Raw genomic sequence first — 18481 nt, 5'->3', positions numbered from 1 at the left:
CCCATGGCCACGCAGCTTTCGATTCCGTTGTTTCCGCTGAATACGGTTCTGTTCCCGGGCGGGACCTTGCGGCTGCAGATCTTTGAAGTCCGCTATCTGGACATGATCGCCCGTTGCATGGTGGAGGACGCGCCGTTCGGCGTGGTCCTGCTCACCCACGGGCAGGAAGTCCGCGCGCCGGAAATGGTCGAGCAGTTCACCGAACAGGGCACGCTCGCCACGGTGCACGATTCCGTCTCCGATACGCCCGGCCTGCTGCAGGTAACCTGCCGCGGCGGGTCGCGCTTCACCGTGCTGGCCAGTGAACGCCGCAGCAATGGCTTGTGGCAGGCGGAGGTCGAGCTGGTGGCGGACGACCGCGCGGTGCGCGTGCCGTCCGAACTTCAAGGTGCGTCGGATGCGCTGGAACGCGTGATGATCTCGCTGGCCGCCGTGCCGCAGGACCGCTGGCCGCTGCTGCCGCCGTTCCATCTCGGCGACTGCGGCTGGGTGGCGAACCGTTGGTGCGACTTGCTGCCTTTGTCAAACCAGCAGAAGCACGATTTGCTCACGCTGGACAATCCGCTGATCCGGCTGGAGCTCATGCACGACATGCTCGATGAGCATGGGCTGATCACGTCGTAACGCGGCCTGATCGCGGCACCCAGGCGCGCGGCGCATCCGGCCGCGCGCCTGCGGCCCCGTGCTGTCACCGTCAGGCGGTCGTGGTCACGGCCTGTGCGGCCGCAGCGCCGGCTGGGTCGCTGCGGGCGTATGTCTGGTTGACTTCCTGCTGCAGCGCATACGCCGCTTGCTCGGCAGCGCTCACAGTGCCGTCCTGGTTGGTGTCTGCCGGATCGTAAGTCTCGCTCGCCGGTGACGAAGTGCGATCGCCACCGCCGCCGCCGCGCGGACCGCCGGCGCCCGGCGCACCGCCCGCTGCGGCGACCCGGGACTGGTCCTGCTGCTCACTGAGGGCCGAGCCGACCTTCTCGATCGCCGCCGACAGCTCCGACTTGCTCACCTGCCCATTGCCATCGCCATCGAGCGCCTTCATGACCTCTGCCGCATCGGCATCGGTCGCGCGGCTTCCTAACGATGACTTGATCTCGTCGCTGTCGATATAACCCTGCTGCTTTGTATCGAGCTTGCTGAAGAGCGCCTCCGCATACTGCGCCGCGCTGCCGATGCTTGCCACCATGGCCAGACTCCCTGAAACATAACTGTCAGGGTTATCGGCTCCCGTCAGCCGGTCATGATGCCGACAAGTGTAAAGCCAGGTAAAGGTACCTCAGGAGGCGAGCACCGCCCGGTTCCGCCCATCCTGCTTCGCGCGATAGAGCGCCCGGTCCGCCCGCTGGACCAGCTCTTCCTTGGTCGACGACGCCTGCGGCACCAGCACTGCAATCCCGATGCTGATCGTGACGACCCCGTACGGCGACGCCAGGTGCGGCAGTGCCAGCCGCCCCAGCGACATGCACACCTCGCGCGCGATGCGCAGTGCATGTTCCGGCTCCACGTTCGGCATCAACAGCACGAACTCCTCGCCGCCATAGCGCGCCACCACATCGCTGGTGCGCCGCCCGTGCGATGCAATCAGCTCCGCCACCGCCCGCAAGGCCTCGTCCCCGGCCTGGTGTCCGTAATGGTCGTTGTAGGCCTTGAAGTGGTCCACGTCCAGCATCGCCAGCGCCAGCGGTTCGCCGGTGCGGCGGGCGCGCCGCCATTCGCGGTTGAGGGCCGCGTCGAAGCTGCGCCGGTTGCCGATGCCGGTCAGCCCGTCCGTGGTGGACAGCGTCTCCAGCTTCGCGTTCGAGTGTTCCAGCTCGCGCGTGCGCTCCGCCACCAGCCGCTGGAGCTCCAGCTGCGTGTGCGTCAAGCGCCGCACGCGGGCGCGGTAGATGGCCGCCAGCAGCGCGACGGTGAGCACCATCGCCAGTGCGCGGAACCACCAGGTCGCCCAGAACGGCGGCAGGATGGTGACCGTGAGCGTGGCCGGTTCCAGGCTCCATTGCCCCTGTTCGTTGGCCGCCTTCACCTCGAACACGTATTCGTCCGGATCGAGATTGGTATAGGTGGCCGTGCGCCGCAGGGCATCGGTCGTGACCCAGGCCTTGTCGAAACCACGCAGGCGGTAGGCATAGGTGGTGCGCCCCGGGCTGGTGTACTGCAGGGCCGCGAATTCGATCGAGAACACCGAGTCCCGCACCGACAGCGTGAGTGAACGCGGATTGGTCACCGGCCCGGCCAGGCGCACATCCCCCGAGGGCTTGCTCTGCTTGAGCGACTGGTTGAACACACTGATGTCGGTGATGCTCACCTGCGGCGGAACGGACACGCGCCGCACCTGTTCCGGGTGCACCGCCGTCATGCCCTTGATGCCGCCGAAGTACAGCGTCCCATCCGGTGCGCTCCACGCAGAGGCGATGGCAAAGGCCTCGGTCAGCCCGTCGCTGGCGGCATAGCGCTCCACCTTGCCGCTGTCCGGGTCCACGCACATGAGGCCCGCCGTGGTGGAGAGCCACAGCTTGCCGCGCCGGTCACCCTGCATGGCCAGCACCTTGATGTGGCCCACGCTATAGTCGAAGGCGTAGCTGCGGAAGCTGACCGCGTTATCACGCCCGACGAGGATCTGGTTCAGGCCCGTGGCGGTGGCCGCCCACAGGCGACCGGCCGGGTCCTGGTACAGCATCGAGATGTTGTCGTCCGCCAGGCTGGCCGCGTCGCCGGCGCGGTGGCGGAAGTGGCGGAAGCGGCGGGAGGCCGGGTCCAGCATGTCCAAGCCACCGCCGCTCCATTCGGAGCCCATCCACACCCGCCCCGCGCGGTCTTCGACAATGGTGGTGCTGCCTTCCACGCTGCGGCTGCCCGGGTCCTTAGGATCATGCGGGAAGGCTTCGCGCTGGCCGGTGGCCGGATCGTAGCGCACCACGGCGGCCGCGGTGCCGAGCCACAGCGCGCCATTCGACGCCGGCGCGATGGCGTTGATGAAGTCCCTGGCGCCTTCGCCAAAATGGATGACCTGCAGCGGCTTTCCCAATGCGTCCAGCCGGTTCAGGCCCGCTGCGGTGCCGATCCACAGCGGCCCGCCGGGCTGCTGGTACAGCGAATACACGATGTGGTCCGACAGCGCGCCGCCGACCCCGGCCTGGCCGTGCCAGCGCTGCACGATGGCGCCGGTCTGCGGATCGTAGAGCGCGAAGCCGTTGCTCCCGCCTACCCACAGTTTGCCGTCTGCGGTGCCGGAGAGGGCCATCATTGCGTTACTCGGCCCGTTCTCGCTGCCGTCTTCCTCGAACGGGATATGGCGCGCGAAACCAGTGCTGTTCAAATTGGCCAGCGCGATGCCGTCGGTGAAGGTGGCAACCCACAGCATGCCGCCGCGGTCGCGCATCAGCATGCGCACGTTGTTGGCGGGGAGTCCGTGCAGGTCGGTCGCGCGGTGGCGCACGTTCTCGGTCGCGGTGCTGCCGCGCGCCCAGTGCAGAATCCCGTCCGTCATGGTCGCGGCCCACACGCTGCCATCGGGCGCGCCGTGGAAGGAATTGATGCGCGTGGGAGGTGAATCGAGGCGGCGCCGCGCTTCCCAGCCACGGCGGGTGTCCCACTGCACCACGCCTTTTTCGGTGCCGATCCATAGTTTGTGATCGGGCCCGTAGTGCAGCGCGCGCACGATATTCAGCTTGGGGTCCGGGTACTCGGGCGCATCGACGCGGTAGTGCACGAACTGGCGCGAGCCCGGCGCCATGTAGTCCAGGCCACCGGGCCAGGTGCCCAGCCACAGGCCGCCCTGGTCGTCCAGCGTCATCGCATTCAGGTCGTTGGCACCGAGGCTGTCCGGGCGCGCCGGATCGTGGCGGTAGACCTCGAACTTGCCGGTGTCCGGATCGAAGTGCTGCAGCCCGCCCCAGGTCGCGATCCACATGCCGCCATGGCCGTCCGACTGGATCAGCTTGACGATCAGCTGGTTGGTGTTGGCATCGGGCGGGAGGAAGGGCGTGAAGTCGTTGGTCTCGGGATTGAAGCGCGCCAGCCCGTTCTGCGTGCCGGCCCAGATGCGGCCGCGCCGGTCCTCGAACAGCGCCGAGACGCGGTCGTGCGGCAGGCTGTTGCTGCCGTGCGGGTTGTTCGCATAGCGCAGCGCTTCATACCCGTTGTAGCGGTACAGGCCCGAGGAATGGGTGCCGACCCAGATGTAACCTTGCCGGTCTTGCAAAAGCGCGAGGACGGAGAGTTCGTCGCCACCAAGGTCGTTGAGGCGCTCGAAGCGCAAAGGGGAGGTCGGGGCGGCAAACGCCGGGCAGGCCAGCAAGAGCGTTGCAAGCGCCGCCGCGGCGATGCGCGCGGCGACAGTGGACAGGCACGGCGGCATTGCGGCGATCGATTTTGGAACAGTCCGCACGACTGTGCCCGCAGCCCGACTGTATGTCAAGACGAGACGTGGCTAACCGGTCGCACGGCCTGGACGCGCCACACCTCTGTTATAAAAACGGCAGCCTGGTGTTTTTGCCAGACGCATCGCCGCGTCAGCGCAGCGGCATCACCTGCGTTTCGCCAATGACGATCTGGGACAGGCCGATGCCCAGCGTGCGCGTATCGCCGCTTTCGCCGCGCTGCTGTGGGGAGGTCGGCTCGGGGATCTCCAGCACGATGTCGCGCTGGCGGCCATCGGTCTGCAGGCGCACTGTGGCGTCGCGCAGTTCACCATCGAAGCGGAAGTGGCCGGACGCCTCGCCCGCATGCACCATCACATCCTTGCCCAGATTGGGCCCGTAGGCGCGGCCGCGCAGCACCAGGTGCAGGCGCACCGGCGCCGGATCGCGCAGATGAATCACCACGCGCCTGGCCACGGACCAGGTGCCCCAGTCCTCAGTCTCGCCCAGGCCTTCGATGGAGGTGATGGCCCCACCTGGAACCAAAGGCCGGTTCAGGTCCACGCTGGCCAGTGGCGTGAAGCGGTTCTCCAGCCGCACCATCACGAATTCCTCCTTGCGCGCCACCACCTTGAGGTCAGGTGGCAGGGCATGGTCGCCGATCAGCAGCAGCCAGTCGCGGTCGCGCGGCACCTGGCTGGCGTCGAACTCCACGCCGTCCGGCAGCGGCAGCATCTGCACTTCGGGCGCGTCCAGCTGGAACTTGGCGCGCATCAGAAGGCCCAGGTGGCCGCCGGCGAGCAGCAGGCCTTTACGCTCCTGCGGCGGCAGATGTTCGCGCGCAAAGATGCCCGCGGCATCGGCGACGTTAGGCTGGCCCATGGCGCTCACCTGGTCACGCATGCCGAGCATCAGATGGAAGGCCAGCACGGGCACCAGCGCGAGCACAAACCAGCGCGCGGCACGCTGCGGCTGCACCACCCACCAGCCAAGCAGGCCGAGTTGGGCCAGCGCGATCATCCACGGGCGGCGCTGGAAGAACGCCATGATCTCCGGGCTGTCGATGTAGTTGGGGCGGTACTCGATACGCAGCCGGTACATGGCATACAGCAGCGCGGCGCCGGCCAGTGCGGCCAGGATCGCGCGCGGCCAGCGCCGTGCCTGCGCGGTGGCCTGGTCCAGGCCGGCGGCGCCGATCATCAGCAGCAGGGGCAGGGCATAGCTGTAGTAGCGCAGGTGCAGGCGGGTGGCTTCGTTCTCCACGTGGGCGATGGACGCGGTGTACATCACCGTCAACCCAAACGGCGCGGCGAACAGCAGGGCGGCGCCCAGCAGGGTCGCGGCGCGGTGATGGTCGGCGCGCACGCTACGCTGCCCTGCGCTCCACAGCAGGGCGGCCAGCGGCAGCGGCACCAGCAGCATCAGCGTCAGCAGATGGCCCTTGAGGCTGACAAAGGCCGGAAGCAGCAACTGCGCGACGCGGCTGCCCTGCTGGTTGTCCTTGGCGGCCGTGCCATAGAAGCTGCCCAGCAAGTCCAGGCCTGCCGGTCCGGCCAGCAGGTAGCCCAGGCCTTCGCGCACCACGGCAAAGGTGACCAGCATGGCCGCGATGGCGATGATGCGTGCCACCAGCGCGCGCTCGCGCCAGCCGAGAAACAGCATGAACACGCATTGCGCGGGCATGATGAACAGCGCGTGCGCCTTCACCATGGACAGCAGTCCAAACAGCACACCCAGGCCGACGCCGTAGCCCGCCCCCGGACGGTCGTAGCGCGTGAGCGCAAACCACATCAGGACCCACATGCCGAAGAAGTAGGTCGCCTCGGGCATGAAGTAGAAGACGTAGCTGTTCACCGGCGAGAACAGTGCGAACGCTGTGATGCACAGCGCGGGCGCGCGGTCGCAGAAGCGCCGCGCGCACAGGTAGATGAAAGGCGCGGCCGCCACGAACAGGGCAACGTTCAGGCCCCGCGCGCAGGACAGGAAGGCCGGGCCGCAGGCATTGGTGGCGCCGAACAGCGCGAAGTAGACATACGAGGGCAGGACAGCCTGCTTCATCGGCTCCAGCCGCGCGGCCGTGGAATACAGCAGCTCGTCCGCGAACACCTGCGGGAACAGGCCGCGCATGCGCAGCACCAGCAGCACCAGGCAGCCGAGCATGATGAGCGCCAGCGGCACCAGGGTGCGCAGGTCGACGATGATCCGCGTCTGCGGACGGCCGGTGGCGGAAGTGGACAGGTTGTTGTTCAATCCGGCGGAGGTATTGCTCATGAGCGGAAAATCCAGAGTTTGCCCAGCACGAAGCCGTTGAGGGCGACCAGCGGCAGCGCCACCAGTTTGCCCACCAGCACGCCCGCGCCAAGTTTGACGCCCAGCGCCACGCAGCCGAGCGTGAGCACATAATTGAGCCCCACCACGCACAGGTAACGCACGAAGTTGCCCGACTCGGCGGAGCCGCCGAAAGTCACGCGCAGGTGGAACAGGTAATTGACCAGAAGTCCTGCCGCGAACCCGGCGCTGACCGCCGCGCCCGCGACCGTGCCGGCCGACAGCATCATCTGCAGCACGCCCACGTCCACCACCGCCGACAGCACGCCGCCGGCCAGGTACACGAGGAACTGGCGCCGGTGGGCGAGCAGGCTACGCATTGCGGCGGAACAGCGACTTCTTCTGCACCGGGCGGCGTGGCACGGAACTGATGTCGTAGGCGAGGAAGGCCAGCACCAATTGCATGCCCATCAGCAAGGGCAGGGCGGCGACCATCACGGTGCCCGCCGGGGTCGGCACATGGGCGCGCGCCGATTCGATCCAGTGCGTGGCGCCGAAAATGGTGCCGAACAGCAGCATGGCCAGGCCCAGCGGCAGCTCCAGCGAGGCCAGCGACATGTTCCGCAGGTAATAGTTGTACAGCACCCGCTTGCCGAAGTTGCGCACGTGCTTGAACAGGAACTCGGTCGCGATGCGGCTGATCTTCAGGTTGCTGACCTCGTCCGCATACTTGGCGTCCATGGGCACATCCACCACCACCGCGCCGATCGTGTTCAGGCGGAACAGCATGTCCGTCTCGAAGAAATAGCGCTTGCTGATCTTGTGGAAGGGCAGGTGCGAGGCCGCCGTGGCGTGCAGGGCGGTGTAGCCGTTGGTGGGGTCGAACAGGTCCCAGTAGCCGGAGGACAGCTTGGTCAGCAGCGACAGCACGGCATTGCCGAACAGGCGCACCGGCGGCATGGCGCCGATCTGCTCCAGGTCGTAGAAGCGGTTGCCCTTGGTGTAGTCCGCCTCGCCCGCCAGGATGGGCGCGATGAAGGCGGGCAGCAGGGCCGGGTCCATCTGGCCGTCGCCGTCGACCTTGACCAGGATCTGCATGCCATCGTCCAGCGCGGCGCGGTAGCCCGTCATGACCGCCCCGCCCACGCCCTGGTTCTCGGCGTGGTCCAGCACGGTCACGCGCGGATCCCGGCACTCGGCGCGCACGAAGGCGCCGGATTGGTCCGGGCAACGGTCGTCCACCACGTAGATGCGCTCGACGTCCGGCCCGATGGCCGCGATCACGCCCAGGATGTGGCGGGTCACCTTGTAGCTGGGAATGATGACCGCGACCCCGGTGCCTGTGGGCGGCATGGCGCCGACGGTGTCAGCAGCCCCGGCGGCTTCGGCGGATTCGCGAATGGAAATATGCATGAGACTGGCGCTGCACAACAGCGATGTTGCAGGCTTGTTAAATGCAAGAGTATAAACCATAAGGCTGAGCCGGATGGGCCGGGGCAGGCGGGCGCGTGTACGGTCAGGGCGATTTGAGGTATGCTGTAGGGCTTTCCCATGTCATGAATACGTGCCTCCAGTGAGGGAGGCGGCTCAAATGTCAGATACGAACACTCCCGATACCGCTCCGGCGACGCCGCGCTTTTCCGATTTCGGCCTCGCGCCCGAGATCCAGCGCGCGCTGAGCGACCAGGGCTACACCATCCCCACGCCGATCCAGGCGCAGGCCATCCCCGTCGTGCTCCAGGGGCGCGATGTCATGGGGGCCGCTCAAACCGGCACCGGCAAGACCGCCGGCTTTTCGCTGCCGATGATCCAGCAGCTGCTGGCCCACGCCAGCACCAGCATGAGCCCCGCGCGCCATCCGGTGCGGGGCCTGATCCTGACCCCGACCCGCGAACTGGCGGTGCAGGTGGCCGAGAACGTGGCTGCCTACTCGCGCCACACGCCGCTGCGCAGCTGCGTCGTCTTCGGCGGCATGGACATGAAACCGCAGACCGAGGCCCTGCGCCGCGGCGTGGAAATCGTGATCGCCACGCCGGGCCGCCTGCTGGACCACGTCGAGCAGAAGAACGTGAACCTGGGCCAGGTGCAGATGCTGGTGATGGACGAGGCGGACCGCATGCTGGACATGGGCTTCCTGCCCGACCTGCAGCGCATCATCAACCTGCTGCCGAAAAAGCGCCAGAACCTGATGTTCTCGGCCACCTTCTCGGGCGAGATCAAGAAGCTGGCCAACAGCTTCCTGACCGATCCGGTGACCATCGAGGTGGCTCGCTCGAATGCGACTGCGGACCGCGTGACCCAGGTGGTCTACAAGGTCGGCGAAGAGGACAAGCGCGATGTGGTCGCGCACCTGATCCGCAAGCACGAGCTGAAGCAGGTGATCGTCTTCTCGAACACCAAGATTGGTGCCTCGCGCCTGGCCCGCTCGCTGGAGCAGGACGGCATCAAGGCCCTGGCCATCCACGGTGACCGTACGCAGCAGGAACGCATGGCGGCGCTGGACGCCTTCAAGAAGGGCGAGATCGAAGTGCTGGTGGCTACCGACGTGGCCGCGCGCGGCCTGGATATCTCGGACCTGCCGTGCGTGATCAACTACGACCTGCCGTACAACGCGGAAGACTATGTGCACCGTATCGGCCGCACCGGCCGCGCGGGCGCGTCGGGCGATGCGATGTCGATCTACACCGATTCCGACGAGCGCCTGCTGGTGGATATCGAAAAGCTGATCAAGCAGACGATCACGCGCGGGCAGCTGGAAGGCTTCGAGCCGCCGCGCCGTTCGCGCGATGCGTCGGACCGTGGTGAGCGCCGCCGCGGGCGTTCGGACGAAGTGCGTGCGGATCGCAGCGGTGGCTTTGACCGTGGCGAACGCCCCGAACGGAGTGAGCGCCCCGACCGCAGCGAGCGTTCGGACCGTGGCGAGCGCCGTCCGGCCCCACTGCGCCGCGAGAAGGTGGATCCGTGGTTCCTCAAGCCGTACGAGCCGACGCAGCCTGCGGAGCCGAAGGCCGAGCAAACGGTCGCACCGCGCAGCGCCATCAAGGCGGGCAAGCGCCCGGTCGCCGCACTGCTGGGCGGGTTGCCCAAGGCTTAAGGCTCGCTGCATCGATGAAGGCCGGGGTGACCCGGCCTTTTTTTTCGTCCTGCGGCGGCATGGCGGGCTTACAATGACGGGATAACACGTCCATAACAAGACCAAGTAGTCCGTCCATGAAGCTAGAGAATCCGCAGCAGGCGGCGCCGGCCACGCGCGCGCCTGCCGTTCCCGTTCACCCGTCCTACCGCCCCGACATCGATGGCCTGCGTGCCGTCGCCGTGCTGTCCGTGGTGCTGTTCCACGCCTTCCCGGGCAAGCTGCCGGGCGGCTTCGTCGGCGTGGATATTTTCTTCGTCATCTCCGGGTATTTGATCGGCACCATCCTGCTGGCCAACCTGCGGCGTGGGACGCTGGACTTCGCCGACTTCTACGCACGCCGCGTGCTGCGCATCTTCCCCGCGCTGGGACTGGTGCTGGCGGCCACGCTGGCCTTCGGCTGGTTCGGGCTGTTCGCGGACGAGTACAAGCAGCTGGGCAAGCATGTACTGGGCGGGGCGGGGTACATCTCCAACGTCTTCCTGTGGAACGAAGTCGGGTATTTCGATACGTCGGCCGAGACCAAGCCGCTGCTGCATCTGTGGTCGCTGGCGATCGAGGAGCAGTTCTACATCGTGTGGCCGCTGGTACTGCTGGTGGCGGCTCGCCTGCGCGTGTCGCTGCTCAAGACCATTCTGGCGGTGCTGGCGGTGTCCTTCCTGGTCAATATTGGCGGCGTGCATCGGTGGCCGACCGCGACGTTCTATTCGCCGGCGAGCCGGGTGTGGGAGCTGCTGGTGGGCGGGGCGATTGCGTGGTTCGGCGTGTACCGCGTAAGCCTGTTCGGTGGCGTGATGCGCGAAGGGCGCGTGGTGGCGCGGGCGGGCTTCAGTAGCGCGGGTTCGCGCAATCGGCTGGCGTGGACAGGCTTCGCGTTACTTGCCCTGGCGCTGCTGCTGGTTCGGCGCGAGCAGTCCTTCCCCGGCAACTGGGCCCTGCTTCCGGTGCTGGGCGCGGCGTTGCTGATCATCGCGGGGCCACTGGCGTGGGTGAACCGCGTGCTGCTGTCGAACCGCCTGATGGTCGGCATTGGCTTGATCAGCTATCCGCTCTACCTGTGGCATTGGCCGCTGCTGTCCTATGCGCGCATCGTGGAGGGCGACATTCCAGAGCGGCCGCTCAAGCTGGTGCTGCTGGGCGCTTCGGTGATGCTGGCTTGGGCGACGTGGCGCTTTGTCGAGCGCCCGCTGCGCTATTCGTCGTCACGCCGCCGCGTGCGCGTGGGCGGGCTGGTGGCTGCCGTATGTGCGCTCGGTGGTCTGGGTGCATTCATCTACCAGTCCGACGGCCTGCCGCAGCGTTCCGCAGTGGTCGATACGGCCTTGCAGCAGAAGGACCTGGTGCTGGTGGAAGACGTCGAGAATGCGAAGGCTTGCAAGGCGCGCTTCGGGTTCGATTCTTTTTACCGCTACTGTCTGATGGACGACGTGAAGCGCGAGCCGACCGTGGCGCTGATCGGCGACAGTCACGCGTATCACATCGTTGCGGGCCAGATGAAGTATTGGCACTCCCGCGGCGAGAACCTCGTCAAGTTCGGTACGCGGGTGCCGTTCATCGGGCTGCCCGGTACCGGAGACGAGTACCAGCTGGCGACTCCGGGCATGCTGGAACTGGCGCTGAATACGCCGTCGATCAAGACCGTGATCCTGTCGACCGCCCTGTCCCTGCACCAGGGCGCGGACGAGAAGGCGCGTCTGCTGCCGGCGCTGCGCGAAACGCTGCGCCAGTTCACCGCGAAGGGTAAGCGTGTGATCTACGTGGCCGATACGCCCAAGCTGGAATGGGAACCGCGCACCTGCATCGGCCGCGGCGCCGTGCCCACCTCCAAGACCCGCGTCGACTGCGCCATCCCGCGTTCCGCCTACGCCGCGCAGCTGGCGGCGAACGCCGATGTGATGTCTGTGTTGAAGGAGTTCCCGTCCGTGCTGGTGTTCGACCCCTCGGCCGCCTTCTGCGACGACCGCAAATGCCACGTCAAGCAGGACGACATCGTGATCTACCGCGACACCCACCACCTCAGCTACCGCGGCGACCTCCTCGTCGGCGAGGAATTCGCCCGCTGGGCAGCAGACAAGCTGCGCTGAGGTGCCGCGTCAGTGGCCGGTTAGCGCGGCCAGCAGGCGCTGGGCGTTCTCGCGCCAGGTGATGGAGCCCATGGCCTCGGGCTTCGGGTGGCGGGCGGCGTGGAAGTCGTCGAGCCAGGTGCGGATAGCATGAGCCAGGTCGGCGCCGGTGTCGCCTTCGAAGTAGGCGGCGGCAGTGCCGCCAACTTCGCGGAAGACGGGGATGCCACGTGCCAGCACGGGCAGCCCGTGGTGGGCGGCTTCGATCAGGGGGAGGCCGAAGCCTTCGCCTTCGCTCGGGGCGAGCAGGCAGGTGCTCTGGCGGTAGACCTGCTCCAGCACGGCGTCGCTCACGCCATCGAGCCAGAACAGGCGCTTGTCCAGTTCGTGGTGCTCGCGCAGGCGTGACATGATGCGCGGGATCGTACGGCGCTCGTCGTCCGGCAGGCCGCGCCAGCCCTCGCGGCCGACGATCACGAGGTGCGCGTTCACGCCCTCGCGCCAGAGCTGCTCGAAGGCGTCCAGCGCCTGCAAATGCCCTTTGCGTGGCTCGATCGTGCCGACCATGAGGAAGCACGGGGCTTTGCCCATGCGGGCCAGCAGCTCGGCATCGGCCTGGCCCGCGACCGTGGGGGCAGGCGCTTGGCCCAGGTCTGCGCCGTGGTGGACGACGGCATAAGCTGGTGCGTTGTCGCCAGAGTTGGGACGGTCCTTGAACCATGCCTGCGCTTCCTGCCGCACGGCGTCCGAGATGCACACCAGCCGGTCCGCGTTGGCGTGGATGGTGTCCAGCCATGTGGCGTGGCGCGCGTCGGCGCCAGGCGGGAAGAACTCGGGGCGCAGGACGGGCAGCAGGTCGTGGATCAGGAAGGCGGTCTGCACACCGCGCGCGCGCAGGTTCGCGTATACGCCTGCGCGCGCGGCTTCGACCGTGGCGGCAGGTTCATAGTCGGGTGCGTAGAGGATGTCGCCGGGGAGCAGGTCCACCGGGGCGTCGACGCCCACCACCTGCTCCATGCCGAGGATGCGGCAGCAGTACTGCGGCGCGTAGCGGTTGTGCCAGCGGCCGCCCGTACTCGAGAGGTACACGGCTTCGACGCGCAGGCCGGTGGCCCTCTGCGCGAGCAGTTCCAGCAGTTGCATGCGGACCACGCGTTCGATGCCGGTGCCCAGGTCATGGCGTACGATATTGGTCACGTCCACCAGCAATTGACGGGGGCGGGGTAGCGGTGCGCCGGTCGTGGCGAGCAGGGCGCCGGCGGCGCGCACGGAGTCGTCGTCCTGCGGGACGATGGCGGCGAGGTCGCGCAGCAGGGCGGGCAGGGTCTGATCCTGCACGGCCAGCGTTTCGTCCAGCACCTGGGCGTAGGTGCGCGCGGCGTGTTCGGGGCGGTGTTCGCGGGCGATGACGGCCAGCGCGTTCTGCGACAGCGTCGCGCGGCGCTCGGCGTCGCGGTACAGGGCCGTCAGCGCATCCGACAGGTCGGAAGTCTCGAATTCTTCGGCGAGTTTGACCACGGCGTCATTCGGCAGCGCGGCCATGGAGCCGCTGGCGTTGACGATGGTCGGCAAGCCGTAGTTCATGCAGTCCAGGACCGCGGCCGAAGTCTCGCCGCGCGACTGGCTGCGCAGCTGCACGCCGACATCCGCGGCTTGCAGGTACTGCTGGTAGACCGGTTCGTCCGTCCAGCCGGCGATGCGGATGCGCTGGCCGAGGCCTGCGTTACGGATCGTCTCTACCATTCGGTTGCCGAAGGTATCGGCGTGGTTGGAGCCGACGAACACCAGCTCGCAGCGCGGATCCTGTGCCAGCGGGGAGGCAAGGAAAGCGTCCAGCAGGCGGTGGCTTTGCTTGCGGCGGTCGACGAAGCCGAAGGTGCAGATCACGAAGGCATCGGCGGAGATGCCGAGGGCGGCGCGGGCGGCGGCGCGGTCCAGCGCGGGCGGCGTGGAGCGCGGCAGCGGGACCATGTGCCAGTTGCGGTCTGCGCCCGGGCCGTACCATTCGCTGGCCATGGAGCGGGCGTGCTCGGAGTGGACGATGACGGCCGTCGCGCCTTGCAGCACGTCGAGGTTGCAGGGGTAGGCCGCGGTGGCGGCTTCCGTGCCGCCGGGTTGCAGGGCGGCGCGCACGGCGGCGTAGCCGTGCGAGTGGAACAGGGCGTCGGTCCACACGTGCGGCATCGCCTGCGTCATCTGCTCGTACGCCAGGACGCTGGACAGGAAGAAGTCGTGCAGCACCACCACGCCCGGGTGCCGCTGCAGGAGGCCGAACATGTGGGAGTGGAAGGGGCTGTTGCCGAACTGGTAGAGGACCTGGTCGTACTCGTGGGCGTGGGCGTCGAACCAGTCGACGTCACGCTGGGGGAGGTCCTTGCACTCTTCGGGGAGGTCGACTTTGCTCTGCTTGAGTATGAGGTCGATGTCGAACCATTCCATCAGCGCGGGCAGGCATTGGGCCATGTAGTCGGCGATGCCGGTGCGCTCGGGTGGCAAAGGGGAGACCAGCGCGAGCTTGCGGCGGGCGCGGGGCGCGGCGGCTTGCGGGTGCGTGGCGTGCCAGGCGGCGATGGCTTCCAGGGCGGTGCCGGCGGCTTGGGCGTCGTCGGAGGACAGCGTGGTCACGGCGTTCGATGGAAGCTGCCAGCGGTCGGCCAGGGTGTGCGCTGCGGGAGCGCTCGCGGGGGCGGTTTCCAATGCCGGCGAGGGCCCGGCGGTGCTTGTGCTGGTGCTGTCGGTCGGCGTCGCCGCGGCGGCGATGACTTGGCCGGTGGCAGTGCTTTGGGTACGGGCCAGCAGGTGGGCGGCGGCGCCGGGCGCAGCGTGCGTTGACGCGGCGGCCAGCAGGGCGAAGGTGCGGTCGTACCAGGCGGACGAGGTGCGGACAGTGGCGCTGTTCGGCGGTGCATCGAGGCCGGTGGCGATGATCGCGTCCGGCGCGATCGTCGCGAGCACGAAGTCGCGCACACGCTCGTTGGCGCGCGCCTGCCACGACAATGCGTCTGCGGGTGGCGCGATGTAGTCGAGGACCTGGACGCGGGCGTTCGGAGCGACGCGCAGGGCCGCGGTACGCAGGTCAGCGAGGCCTGGAAGGGCTGCGTTCAGAAGAAGCTGGACTTCGTGCGTGTCCGCGGCTGCGGCGATGGCCAGGGCCAAGGTGCGGACATCGTCGGCGCCAGCCAGCTGGGCGCCCTGCAAGTCGATGGCGAGTTTCATGCTTTAGGTTGCTCCTGCTCGGCGACGCGTGGAGGCCTGCCTGCGCTCTGCTGTTCCTGCTGGGCGGCGCGGAGGGCGGCAATCATGCGCGACGTGCGTGGCGAGATGTCACTGGGCGGCGCGGCGGAGGGCATCGTGACGACGGGCGCCTGGAACATGGCGCGGCGCAGTTTTTCTTCGACCGAGGGGAACGCGCGCAGCACGCGGCGGGCGATGCGCTTGGCGGCCGGATTGCGCAACACGACCCGACCGCCTGCGACGACCACGCGCAGCACGCGGCGCTTCACGGCGGCACCCACGCGGCCCTCACGTACGGCAGCACGCAAGCGGTACCAGCGATCCGCCGCCGCGCGCAATGGCTCTGTCACTTTCCACGATGTGCTCTCCAGCAGATCGATCACCCGCTGCGCCATCGCATCGGCGCGCGCGTCGGAGGCCGCCAAGCGGCCATCGAGCCAGTGAATCGCCTTGTCCAGTTCATGGTTTGCCTGCCGTAGCTCGGCGATGTGCTGGCGCTGGTGTTCCAGCTCGTCCAGCACGGACGGGAAGCGCGCGTCCACTTGCGCGATGCGCGCATGCGTCTGCTCCAGGTGGCGCGCCTGCGTGGCCTCCTGCCGCGAGGCCAGGTCGTGCATCGCAATGCCGTAGTGGCGCCCGAAAGCCTCGTCAAATCCAGCCAGCAGCTCCGCAGGACCATCCTTCTGCCCCACCACGCTGTAGTCCGGGCTCGCCCCGCGCAGCACATCGGCCACGGTGACATCCGCCCGCCCGCGCAAGGCCGGATCTTCCTGCAAGCGCATCAAGCTGCGGCGTGGGAAGCCCTCGTACTCCACCGCAAACGACAGCAGTTCCAACGGCACCGGCCGCAGGTGCGACGGGTCGCTGTAGAAGGTGCTGGCGCCCACCACCAGGTTCTCCGGATTCGGCGTCTCCAGCACCAGCAGCCCGCCCGGCACCAGCGCACGGCGCGCCTCCGCAATGAGCGTGCGCACATCGTCAAACGGGATATGCTCGACCAGGTGAAAGGCCGAGACCAGGGCCAGCGACCCATCCGCCGCCGCCCGCAAGGCGGACAGCGCATCCCCGCGCTCCGCCTGCAGCCCGCGCGCGCTGCACGCGGCCAGCATGCCATCGTCCAGATCCACGCCGTGTGCATCGAAGCCGAGCGAGGAGGTCAGCTCCAGCCACTCGCCGCGCCCGCACCCGAGGTCCAGCGCACGCCCTTGCGGGTACGCGGCCACCAGCGGCTCCAGGAAGGGGAGATAGGCGCGCAGCCGCTCCATGATCACCTCGCGCGAGCCGCGGTAGCGGTCCTCGAACGCGCGGTAGAAATTGTCGCTCATCGGATGATCTCCACGGTCGGCTCGATCCAGCTGGAGCCCACGAACTGGCGCCGGTTCAGGTTCACCACCACGAACACGTGGGCCAGGTCGCGCCATTCATAATTGTCGGTCAGGTGGGTCTCGGTGCTGGTCAGCGCCGTGGTCACGGAATAGCTGCCGGGACCCAGGTTGAGCGGGAAGGCGAAGCGGAATTCGATCTCCTCGCCCGCCGGCACGTCGCTCAGCACCTGGTCCATGTGGTGGGTGTTGGTGCCGTACATGGGCTGGCCGAGGCGGTCCTTGATCATGTAGCCCAGCACCAGCCGTGCCACCGGCTTGAGCACCTGCGCGCGCACGCACAGCGTCACCGGCTCGCCCACATTGACGGCTTCCACCGGCTCGCCTTGCGCATTTTCCAGCCACACCTTGCTGACCGTCGCTTCGCCGGTGCCGGAGCTGGTCTGGATGCGCCCATTGGCCTCGCTCTGCACGATGCTGCTGCCTTCGCGCTCCGCGATCAGCGCGTTGTAGTAGTCCATCACCTGCTCGGGTGGGCCCTGGACCTCGACGCGGCCGTTGTTCAGCAGGACCACGCGGTCGCAGATCGCCATCATCGCCGCGCGGTCGTGGCTCACGATCATGAGGGTGGTGCCCTGGCTGCGGAACTGGCGCACACGCTCGAAGCTCTTGTGCTGGAAGTAGGCGTCGCCCACGGACAGAGCTTCGTCCACGATCAGCACGTCCGGCCGGCGCGCGGTCGCCACCGCGAACGCGAGCCGCACCTGCATACCGGACGAGTACACGCGCACCGGCTGGTCGATGTAGTCGCCGATTTCGGCAAAGGCTTCGATGTCCGGCATCGCCGCGCGCAGCTCCTCCACCGACATGCCAATCAGCTGGCCCGCCATGAAGACGTTCTGGCGCCCGGTGAAGTCGGGGTGGAAGCCCATGCCCAGTTCCAGCAGCGCGGCCAGGCGGCCGTGCACCTCCACGTGGCCTTCGGTTGGCTGGGTGGTCCCGGTGATCAGTTTGAGCAAAGTGCTCTTGCCCGCGCCGTTGACGCCGATGATGCCGACCGCTTCGCCGGGCGCCAGCGAGAGGTCGATATCGCGCACGATCCATTTGAGCGAATGGCGCGGCACCTTGCCGGGCACCAGCCATTCGGCCAGCCGCGCCCAGCGCGTGGGGTACTGTTTGTAGGCCTTGCCCAGGCCCTGTACGCGCACGCTGCCCATCAGAGTTCGTCCACCATTTCGCCGACGCGCCCACGGAACAGGCGCATGCCGAGGGCGCACAGCAGCACGCCGAGAATCGCCGCTGGCAGGAGGCCGGACCACTCAGGCCAGGCGCCATCCACCAGCACGCGCTGGAAGCCGGCGATCACGCCGTACAGCGGGTTCCAGGACAGCAGGCCGCGCACTTCCACCGGCAGCGCGGTGGCTACGTAGACCACGGGCGTGAACCAGAACCAGAACTGCAGCACGATAGTGAAGGCCTGTCCCACGTCGCGAAAGAACACGTTGAGCACCCCGAGCACCATGCCCAGGCCGATGGCAAACAGCACTTCCACCAGCAGCAGCGGCACCAGCGCGGCCAGCGGCCAGCCAGGCAGGTTGCCGCTGACGGCGAGGAAGGCGATGAACAGGCCGAAGATGATCCCGAAGTTGACCAGCGCATTGAGCACCACCACCACGGGCAGGCAAATGCGGGGAAAACTGAGCTTCTTGATCAGGTTCGCGTGTTCGATGAAGACGTTGGTGGAGCGCGTGGTGATCTCGGCGAACAGCGCCCAGGTGAAGATGCCCGCGCACAGGTAGATGCTGTAGGCGAAGCCGCTCGCGTGCCCGGCCAGTCGGTTGCCCATCACGCTGGAGAACACCAGCGTGTACACCAGGATCATGGCGAGGGGATTGAGCACGGTCCACAGGGCACCGAGCAGCGAGTTGCGGTAGCGGGTCTGGAATTCGCGCTGCACGCTGCCGGAGATGAAGCCGCGGTACTGCCAGATGGCAGCCAGCATGAGCGGCATTCTCATTGTCGGGCGCGGGGGCAGGGCGCGAATCGGATCATGGCAGGGGCGCGGTGCGCCGGCGAAAAAAAGCGGTCCGGATTATAGCACGCGCACTG

The 18481-nt window shown here is 67.7% G+C and carries 12 protein-coding genes; 3 read left to right on the top strand and 9 right to left on the bottom strand.

The window, feature by feature from the left end:
• Window positions 1-3: 3 nt before the first annotated feature.
• Window positions 4-624, top strand: coding sequence for an LON peptidase substrate-binding domain-containing protein (locus tag E4L96_RS00415; protein WP_135205266.1), 621 nt, complete (start codon window positions 4-6; stop codon window positions 622-624).
• A 70-nt stretch (window positions 625-694) separates the two neighbouring features.
• On the opposite strand, the gene E4L96_RS00410 is transcribed toward E4L96_RS00415, so the two are convergent.
• The 5 genes from E4L96_RS00410 to E4L96_RS00390 form a co-directional block, all read right to left on the bottom strand.
• Window positions 695-1180, bottom strand: a complete 486-nt coding sequence (locus E4L96_RS00410; RefSeq protein WP_135205265.1) for an EF-hand domain-containing protein — start codon at window positions 1178-1180, stop codon at window positions 695-697.
• A gap of 90 nt (window positions 1181-1270) precedes the next feature.
• A complete protein-coding gene (locus tag E4L96_RS00405) occupies window positions 1271-4351 on the bottom strand; it encodes a ligand-binding sensor domain-containing diguanylate cyclase (protein WP_135205264.1) in 3081 nt (1026 codons plus the stop codon).
• Window positions 4352-4505: 154 nt separating this feature from the next.
• Window positions 4506-6623, bottom strand: coding sequence for an ArnT family glycosyltransferase (locus E4L96_RS00400; RefSeq protein ID WP_135205263.1), 2118 nt, complete (start codon window positions 6621-6623; stop codon window positions 4506-4508).
• A complete protein-coding gene (locus tag E4L96_RS00395) occupies window positions 6620-7000 on the bottom strand; it encodes a GtrA family protein (RefSeq protein ID WP_135205262.1) in 381 nt (126 codons plus the stop codon). The genes E4L96_RS00400 and E4L96_RS00395 overlap by 4 nt, the downstream gene beginning before the upstream one ends.
• Window positions 6993-7973 carry a glycosyltransferase family 2 protein gene (locus tag E4L96_RS00390; RefSeq protein WP_135205283.1) on the bottom strand — a complete coding sequence of 327 codons (981 nt, stop codon included), beginning with the start codon at window positions 7971-7973 and terminating at the stop codon, window positions 6993-6995. The genes E4L96_RS00395 and E4L96_RS00390 overlap by 8 nt, the downstream gene beginning before the upstream one ends.
• A 238-nt stretch (window positions 7974-8211) precedes the next feature.
• Here E4L96_RS00390 and E4L96_RS00385 point away from each other — a divergent pair, with 238 nt between their 5' ends.
• The gene (locus E4L96_RS00385) at window positions 8212-9714 is read left to right on the top strand and encodes a DEAD/DEAH box helicase (RefSeq protein ID WP_135205261.1); all 1503 of its coding nucleotides are present in this window, start codon (window positions 8212-8214) and stop codon (window positions 9712-9714) included.
• Window positions 9715-9830: 116 nt separating this feature from the next.
• The gene (locus tag E4L96_RS00380; RefSeq protein WP_229414158.1) at window positions 9831-11837 is read left to right on the top strand and encodes an acyltransferase family protein; all 2007 of its coding nucleotides are present in this window, start codon (window positions 9831-9833) and stop codon (window positions 11835-11837) included.
• A gap of 9 nt (window positions 11838-11846) precedes the next feature.
• On the opposite strand, the gene E4L96_RS00375 is transcribed toward E4L96_RS00380, so the two are convergent.
• From E4L96_RS00375 to E4L96_RS00360, 4 genes are read right to left on the bottom strand one after another with little or no spacing between them, the layout of a single operon-like run.
• The gene (locus E4L96_RS00375; protein ID WP_135205260.1) at window positions 11847-15032 is read right to left on the bottom strand and encodes a glycosyltransferase; all 3186 of its coding nucleotides are present in this window, start codon (window positions 15030-15032) and stop codon (window positions 11847-11849) included.
• Entirely contained in the window at window positions 15029-16375 is a 1347-nt protein-coding gene (locus E4L96_RS00370; protein WP_167758553.1) for a class I SAM-dependent methyltransferase, read from the bottom strand. The genes E4L96_RS00375 and E4L96_RS00370 overlap by 4 nt, the downstream gene beginning before the upstream one ends.
• Complete coding sequence (locus tag E4L96_RS00365) at window positions 16372-17589, bottom strand: ABC transporter ATP-binding protein (protein WP_135205258.1); 1218 nt, start codon at window positions 17587-17589, stop codon at window positions 16372-16374. The genes E4L96_RS00370 and E4L96_RS00365 overlap by 4 nt, the downstream gene beginning before the upstream one ends.
• On the bottom strand, window positions 17589-18383 hold the full coding sequence (locus tag E4L96_RS00360; RefSeq protein ID WP_135205257.1) for an ABC transporter permease: 795 nt from the start codon (window positions 18381-18383) through the stop codon (window positions 17589-17591). Before E4L96_RS00360 ends, E4L96_RS00365 begins: the two co-directional genes overlap by 1 nt.
• Window positions 18384-18481: the final 98 nt, after the last annotated feature.

This window comes from Zemynaea arenosa, from assembly GCF_004614185.1.
GTDB lineage: Bacteria > Pseudomonadota > Gammaproteobacteria > Burkholderiales > Burkholderiaceae_D > Telluria > Telluria arenosa.
The sequence above is the reverse complement of the archived record's forward strand: the minus strand, read 5'-3'. Positions and strand labels throughout refer to the sequence as shown.

Excerpts from the sequence above, each read along its gene's own strand:
- E4L96_RS00380 (WP_229414158.1), top strand. The coding sequence starts at position 9,831 with ATGAAGCTAGAGAATCCGCAGCAGGCGGCGCCGGCCACGCGCGCGCCT.
- E4L96_RS00390 (WP_135205283.1), bottom strand. The coding sequence starts at position 7,973 with ATGCCGCCCACAGGCACCGGGGTCGCGGTCATCATTCCCAGCTACAAG.
- E4L96_RS00360 (WP_135205257.1), bottom strand. The coding sequence starts at position 18,383 with ATGCCGCTCATGCTGGCTGCCATCTGGCAGTACCGCGGCTTCATCTCC.
- E4L96_RS00400 (WP_135205263.1), bottom strand. The coding sequence starts at position 6,623 with ATGAGCAATACCTCCGCCGGATTGAACAACAACCTGTCCACTTCCGCC.
- E4L96_RS00375 (WP_135205260.1), bottom strand. The coding sequence starts at position 15,032 with ATGAAACTCGCCATCGACTTGCAGGGCGCCCAGCTGGCTGGCGCCGAC.
- E4L96_RS00395 (WP_135205262.1), bottom strand. The coding sequence starts at position 7,000 with ATGCGTAGCCTGCTCGCCCACCGGCGCCAGTTCCTCGTGTACCTGGCC.
- E4L96_RS00370 (WP_167758553.1), bottom strand. The coding sequence starts at position 16,375 with ATGAGCGACAATTTCTACCGCGCGTTCGAGGACCGCTACCGCGGCTCG.
- E4L96_RS00365 (WP_135205258.1), bottom strand. The coding sequence starts at position 17,589 with ATGGGCAGCGTGCGCGTACAGGGCCTGGGCAAGGCCTACAAACAGTAC.
- E4L96_RS00405 (WP_135205264.1), bottom strand. The coding sequence starts at position 4,351 with ATGCCGCCGTGCCTGTCCACTGTCGCCGCGCGCATCGCCGCGGCGGCG.
- E4L96_RS00415 (WP_135205266.1), top strand. The coding sequence starts at position 4 with ATGGCCACGCAGCTTTCGATTCCGTTGTTTCCGCTGAATACGGTTCTG.
- E4L96_RS00385 (WP_135205261.1), top strand. The coding sequence starts at position 8,212 with ATGTCAGATACGAACACTCCCGATACCGCTCCGGCGACGCCGCGCTTT.
- E4L96_RS00410 (WP_135205265.1), bottom strand. The coding sequence starts at position 1,180 with ATGGTGGCAAGCATCGGCAGCGCGGCGCAGTATGCGGAGGCGCTCTTC.